Annotated in this window: 5 protein-coding genes; 3 read left to right on the forward strand and 2 right to left on the reverse strand. The window is 70.9% G+C overall.

Features of this window, described 5'->3' with window-relative positions:
- Nucleotides 1-12 precede the first annotated feature (12 nt).
- Nucleotides 13-954, reverse strand: coding sequence for an ALF repeat-containing protein (locus ACWDCZ_RS38525; protein ID WP_449818378.1), 942 nt, complete (start codon nucleotides 952-954; stop codon nucleotides 13-15).
- Nucleotides 955-2,365: 1,411 nt separating this feature from the next.
- Here ACWDCZ_RS38525 and ACWDCZ_RS38530 point away from each other — a divergent pair.
- The 3 genes from ACWDCZ_RS38530 (at nucleotide 2,366) to ACWDCZ_RS38540 (ending at nucleotide 4,567) form a co-directional block, all read left to right on the forward strand.
- Nucleotides 2,366-2,863: a beta-class carbonic anhydrase gene (locus tag ACWDCZ_RS38530; RefSeq protein WP_074002869.1), complete on the forward strand. Its 498-nt coding sequence runs from the start codon at nucleotides 2,366-2,368 to the stop codon at nucleotides 2,861-2,863.
- A gap of 148 nt (nucleotides 2,864-3,011) precedes the next feature.
- On the forward strand, nucleotides 3,012-3,566 hold the full coding sequence (gene thpR / locus ACWDCZ_RS38535; RefSeq protein WP_449818380.1) for an RNA 2',3'-cyclic phosphodiesterase: 555 nt from the start codon (nucleotides 3,012-3,014) through the stop codon (nucleotides 3,564-3,566).
- A 278-nt stretch (nucleotides 3,567-3,844) separates the two neighbouring features.
- Nucleotides 3,845-4,567 (forward strand): LURP-one-related/scramblase family protein, encoded by a 723-nt coding sequence (locus ACWDCZ_RS38540; RefSeq protein WP_079272189.1) that lies wholly within the window; start codon nucleotides 3,845-3,847, stop codon nucleotides 4,565-4,567.
- Nucleotides 4,568-4,793: 226 nt separating this feature from the next.
- On the opposite strand, the gene ACWDCZ_RS38545 is transcribed toward ACWDCZ_RS38540, so the two are convergent.
- Nucleotides 4,794-5,117, reverse strand: coding sequence for a hypothetical protein (locus ACWDCZ_RS38545; protein WP_449818379.1), 324 nt, complete (start codon nucleotides 5,115-5,117; stop codon nucleotides 4,794-4,796).
- Nucleotides 5,118-5,295: the final 178 nt, after the last annotated feature.

A 5,295-nucleotide genomic window follows, 5' to 3' on the forward strand; every position in this document is an offset into this window, starting at 1 on the left:
CGGCGACCGCCCCTACCTGGTCGACCCGGCCAGGTTCCCGAACACCGTGATGAACCGGGCCGCGGGCCAGTGCGCGATCTGGCACGGCATCAAGGCGGCCTCGGCGGCCCGGTTGGCCGCGGCGCCCGTCTTCTCGGCGTCGTCCTTGGTCTTGGCAGCCTCGTCCGCGGCCGTCAGCGCGGCCTGCTTGGCCGTCTCGGCGGCCTTCTCGGCCCGGGCGCCCGCCTCCTGGGCGGCGGCCGTCTCCTCCAGGGCCCGCTTGGTGGCGTCCTTCGCGGTCTGGGCGAGCTGCTTGACGTCGAGCGTCTCCTGGTCCCTCGCCTGGGCGAGGAGCTGGCCGTTCTCCAGGAACCCGCGGATGTCGGCGGGTGTGCCGCTGAGCGCCCGGCCGGCCTGCTTGGTGAACTCCGGGCCGGTGTAGACGTCCATCAGCCGCAGGACGGCGACCCGGTCGTCCTCCTCCTGCGCCTTGAACCGGCCGGTGGTCAGGAAGGCGTCCATGGCCTCGGCGGTGCCGTCGCCGAGCGCCTTGGTCCCGGCCGTGCGGACGGCGACGTCGGCGCCGTCGACGATGGTGACGATCGCCGCCCGGCGGTCGTCCATCATCGGGTTCTGCCAGCCGCTGGTGACGAACGCGTGGAGGTCGGCGTCCGACCCGCTCAGCGCCTTCGTCGCGGCGTCGCGCACGCCCTTGCCGGTGCTGCTCAGCATCTTGATGACGGCGAAGCGCTCGTCCGACGCCTGAGCACGGCTCAGCGTGCTGGTCAAGAACGTGGTGATGTCGGCGTCCGAGCCGACCAGTGCCCGTGCGGCCGCGTCCTTCACCGCGGTGCCGCCGCCCTGCCAGGCTTCGACCACCTGCGCGCGGTAGTTGGCCGGCAGCGGCTCCGGGGCCGTGTCGGACGGGAGTGCTTGGGCGACCGTCGTCCCCATGACGGTCGCGGCCAGCATCATGGCCGTGGCGGACAGGATCCTGGCGCGTGAGCGCCGTGCCGACCCTGCCCTCATTGGCGAGTTCGCCATTTCCCCCTCTTCTTCCCCAATCTCCTGGCCCGTCAGAGCCAGTGTTCACCAAGACAGTTGTCCTGATGCCGCAGGAATCCTAATGCCGGAGAAGGCGGATCGACGGGGCGGAATGATTTTGTCTGGATCGCATGCCAACTGGCTGAATCACCGTCGGTTTCGGCCACCGATCGCATAGGCCTGCAATGGATTCACCCAAACGGCGGCAAAGGACCGGTTCATCACCCTCGTCCGGTTCACGTACATCCCCCCTGCGCCCCGAATGTCAGAGTGACTGACCGTCAGTATGGCGGCCAGTCACTGAAAGTGATGGCAGGATAGGGATTTGCCAAACCAGGAAAAATACAGGAAGGGCACAGGAAGAACACAGGAAGAGTGCCGCTCCGGGGGCGCGAGCATCCGATCCACCGGGGAGCAGCGAACACCACCGTGGTGTTCGCCGAAGCTCGCGAGGTTGCTGAAGGTTTCCGGGGCCGAGTCGATCGGTGCGTCGGCCGCTGTTCCGGAGAAAGGGCGACGGCCGGGCGCGGTGGCGCATCAACTAGCGCATGTCGGTGGGTATTTCGGCGGAGTTTCGTCCTACTGGGCGGGCGGGAATCCGTCGTCACGCACCTGTGTTTCCGCGATCACGTGGTCATCCGAGGGTGGTGTGTCGATCCTTGGGTTCGCCACCGTTTGCCGTGAGGGAAGCGGTTCGCCGGCGTGCGATCGACGCCTTCCAGGCCGCCACCGCACTGGCCTGCTTCCTCCACGTTCCCGATCTCGCCGCGCGCTTCTCGAAGGAGGACCGCGGCGGCGGTTGGCGGCTCCCCGAGAACCCGGCGTCGACCGGCGCGGTCCGAGAGGCGGCATGTGACGTGAGGGAACGTGTGGGATCGCCGCAGCTCGGCTGTCCACGGAGGCGGTCACCCGGCGGAGTGGAGAATGGGCGAATCCCGGGCGGGGTCGCTCCGGCGGGCAGTACGGTGCCCGCATGACCGTGCTCGTCCGCCGTCGTCACATCGACTTCGGCCGCATCCATTCCACAGGCTGTCCGGTCATCGTCTGATCGCCCGTTCCAGCCGCCCGGCCGTGCCGTTCCGTTGCGCTCTTCCGTTGCGCTCCGTTCCGAACGGCACCGCCGTGGCGGCCGTCGCTCCCCGCCGCCGCGAGGGTCGGCCGTCGCCCCGGTCGACGGACCCTCCGAGCGGCGCTCCTGACGCATCCGGCGGGACGCGTTCACCTGCTGCTCCGTGCCGCCCGCTCCGTGCTGCCCGAAGCACGCACCCGCGAGCGGGACGGGGCGCTCCCGCGCGTCCCGGCCGACCACGATCCGACCGCACCGAGAGGACAGCCGTCCACCATGACCGACACCGCCACCGACCACTACCTGCGCAACAACGCCGACTACGCCGCGGCCTTCGACGGGCCGCTCCCGCTCCCGCCGGCCCGCCGCACGGCCGTCCTGGCCTGCATGGACGCCCGGCTCAACGTGTACGGCGCGCTCGGCCTCGCCGAAGGCGACTCGCACGTGATCCGCAACGCCGGCGGGGTGGCCACCGATGACGCCATCCGCTCGCTGGCGATCAGCCAGCGGCTGCTCGGGACCCGGGAGATCATCCTCATCCACCACACCGACTGCGGCATGCTCACCTTCGGCGACGACGCCTTCCGCGAGTCGATCCGGGAGGAGACCGGCGTCAAGCCCCCGTGGGCCGCCGAGGCCTTCGCCGACCTGGAGACGGACGTGCGCCAGTCGGCCGCCCGGATCCGCACCAGTCCCTTCGTCCCGCACACGGACGCCGTGCGCGGCTTCGTCCTCGACGTCGCGACCGGCCTCCTCAAGGAGGTCGTGCTCTGACCTGACGGCGTCCCGGTGCGGCGGTCGGACGGGGCCGCCGCACCGGGGCCCGGCCGGCCCGTACGGGAGAGTCGAGGGTGGCGCCGGCCGTCGACTACCCTCCCCCCTCGTGGACGATCACCCCGAACCCCGGACCCTGCGCGTCTTCATGGCGCTCGCCCCGCCCGACGACGCCAAGGACGAACTGGCCCGGGCCCTGCGACCCGCCTATGCCGGCTACCCGCGGCTGCGGTGGAACCGGATCGAGGACTGGCACATCACCCTGGCCTTCCTCGGCGAACAGTCGTCCACGGCGGTGCCGCTGCTGCGGTCGGCGCTGGCCGCCGCGGCCCCGTCGCGCCCCGCCCTGCAGCTGGGCCTGCGCGGCGGCGGCTACTTCGACCAGCGGCTGCTGTGGACCGGCATCGACGGTGACCTGGAAGGACTGCACCGGCTCGCCGCCGACGTCCGGGACCTCGCCAGGTCCTGCGGGATCGACTTCAGGGAGCGGCCGCTGAACCCCCATCTCACCCTGGCCCGCTCCCGCCGCGACGACTCCGTCAGCGTGCCGCTGGCGGCGGCCGGGCTCACGGGGTTCGTGGGCCGGCCGTGGCGGACCGAACGCCTCCACCTCGTCGGCAGCAACATCGGTCGCGGCCCCGGGCCGATCCACTACCGCGACATCGAGGCGTGGCGGCTCGGCATCGCCGCGGCCCCGGCCTGAGGCGCCCGGGGGTCGGGGAACGGGGGAGCCGGGTGCCCGTGCCGGCCTACGGGTACTTGCCTACGGGTACGGCTCCGTTCGATGTCGCACGGTTCTTCCGCCGTCCGTGATCGATCGACGGATGTGACATCGGCCACACGCGTGCCGGCCGTCGGTCGGCCCTCGTTCGCAACACGCCGATCCGCAGGTCGAATTCGCGACTCGGAGTCCCCGGCGCGCCGGGTGGGCGTCCGAAACGATCTCGCTGCTGACAGTGGATTGGCCCTAGCCTGCCGGGCATGTCCCAGAACACGAACATCCCCGGTTTCCCCGGGGGGCCGACCGCTGCGGTCGGCGACTCCGCCAAGGTGCAGCGCCAGGTACGGCAGCAGGCGGGCGTCGGACCGGTCTACGGTGGCGGCGGCACCCTCTTCTCCGAGCCCGTCCTGGTGGTGAACCAGAAGGCCAAGCTGATCGAGCTGACCAACGAGTACTCGGTCTTCGACCAGCAGGGCGCCACGCTGGGCTCGGTGGTCCAGGTCGGCCAGAGCGGCCTGCGCAAGGTGGTACGGCTGCTCTTCTCCATCGACCAGTACCTGACCCACAAGCTGGAGATCCGCGACGCGCAGGGCACCCCGGTGCTGCTGCTGACCCGTCCGGCGAAGTTCATCAAGTCGCGGGTGATCGTGCAGCGTCCGGACGGCCAGGAGGTCGGCCAGATCGTTCAGCAGAACGCCATCGGGAAGATCAACTTCTCGCTGGAGGTCGGCGGTCAGAAGGTCGGCGCGATCAAGGCCGAGAACTGGCGGGCCTGGAACTTCTCCATCGTCGACGGGACGGACACCGAGATCGCCCGGATCACCAAGACCTGGGAAGGCCTGGCGAAGACGATGTTCACCACGGCCGACAACTACGTTCTCCAGATCCACCGCCCGCTCCCCGACCCGCTGCTCAGCCTGGTCGTGGCGACCGCGCTGACCGTGGACACCGCGCTGAAGCAGGATGCCCGCGGCCTCGGATAGCCGCGGACCGGGGAAACCGGGGACTGACGGGCAGGCCGCCCGAGCGTTGCGGGCGGCCTGCCCGTCCCCGCGTTCCGGCTCGGGGGAGGGGGTTCGGGGGAGGGGGCTCGCCGACCGGCCTCTCGAACGTCGCGACGCGCCGACCGGGTTCCGGGCGGTCCCCGGTGCGTGCACTCCGGGCGGGAGGCACCCGTAGGCGATGCCCGGGGGCGGGCCACCCCTCGACTCAGACGAAGGCGATGACGAGCAGGACGGCCGCCAGCAGGAGAACGACCGTCAGCGCCGGGGCGCCGGTACGCCCGCCGGCCTCGGAGGTGACGGCGATCAGCGAGACGGCGGGGACCGCCAGCGAGAGGAAGACCGCCAGCCACCTGACGGTACCGATGGGAACCCCGGCGACCATGGCCCCCCAGACGGTCGTGAACATCACCACGAGCCAGCCCGTCGCGGTCAGCGCCGCCCAGGTCGCACGCGCGGTCCACCGCTCGACCGGGTCGGCCGAGCGGAAGTTGGTACGGGTCATCGTGAAGATCCGGGTCAAGTTCGCCACCTGAGCATCCTTTCGAACAACACGGCCGGGCACCAGCGTCGGAAGCACACGGCGACCCGGCGTACGGGGCGCGGGTGACGTCGCGTCGGACCAGGTCCACCCCATCGCTCACCTACTACAGACTTGGTTCAGCGGCTCCACCACGTCCCATCGTCCGAAGACTCCGGGCCTCGTGGTG

The sequence above is a fragment of the Kitasatospora sp. NPDC001225 genome (assembly GCF_053597855.1).

Bases quoted from the DNA above. Each gene is read 5' to 3' on its own strand.
- ACWDCZ_RS38525 (WP_449818378.1), bottom strand. From the start codon at position 954: ATGATGCTGGCCGCGACCGTCATGGGGACGACGGTCGCCCAAGCACTC.
- ACWDCZ_RS38530 (WP_074002869.1), top strand. From the start codon at position 2,366: ATGACCGACACCGCCACCGACCACTACCTGCGCAACAACGCCGACTAC.
- thpR (WP_449818380.1), top strand. From the start codon at position 3,012: ATGGCGCTCGCCCCGCCCGACGACGCCAAGGACGAACTGGCCCGGGCC.
- ACWDCZ_RS38540 (WP_079272189.1), top strand. From the start codon at position 3,845: ATGTCCCAGAACACGAACATCCCCGGTTTCCCCGGGGGGCCGACCGCT.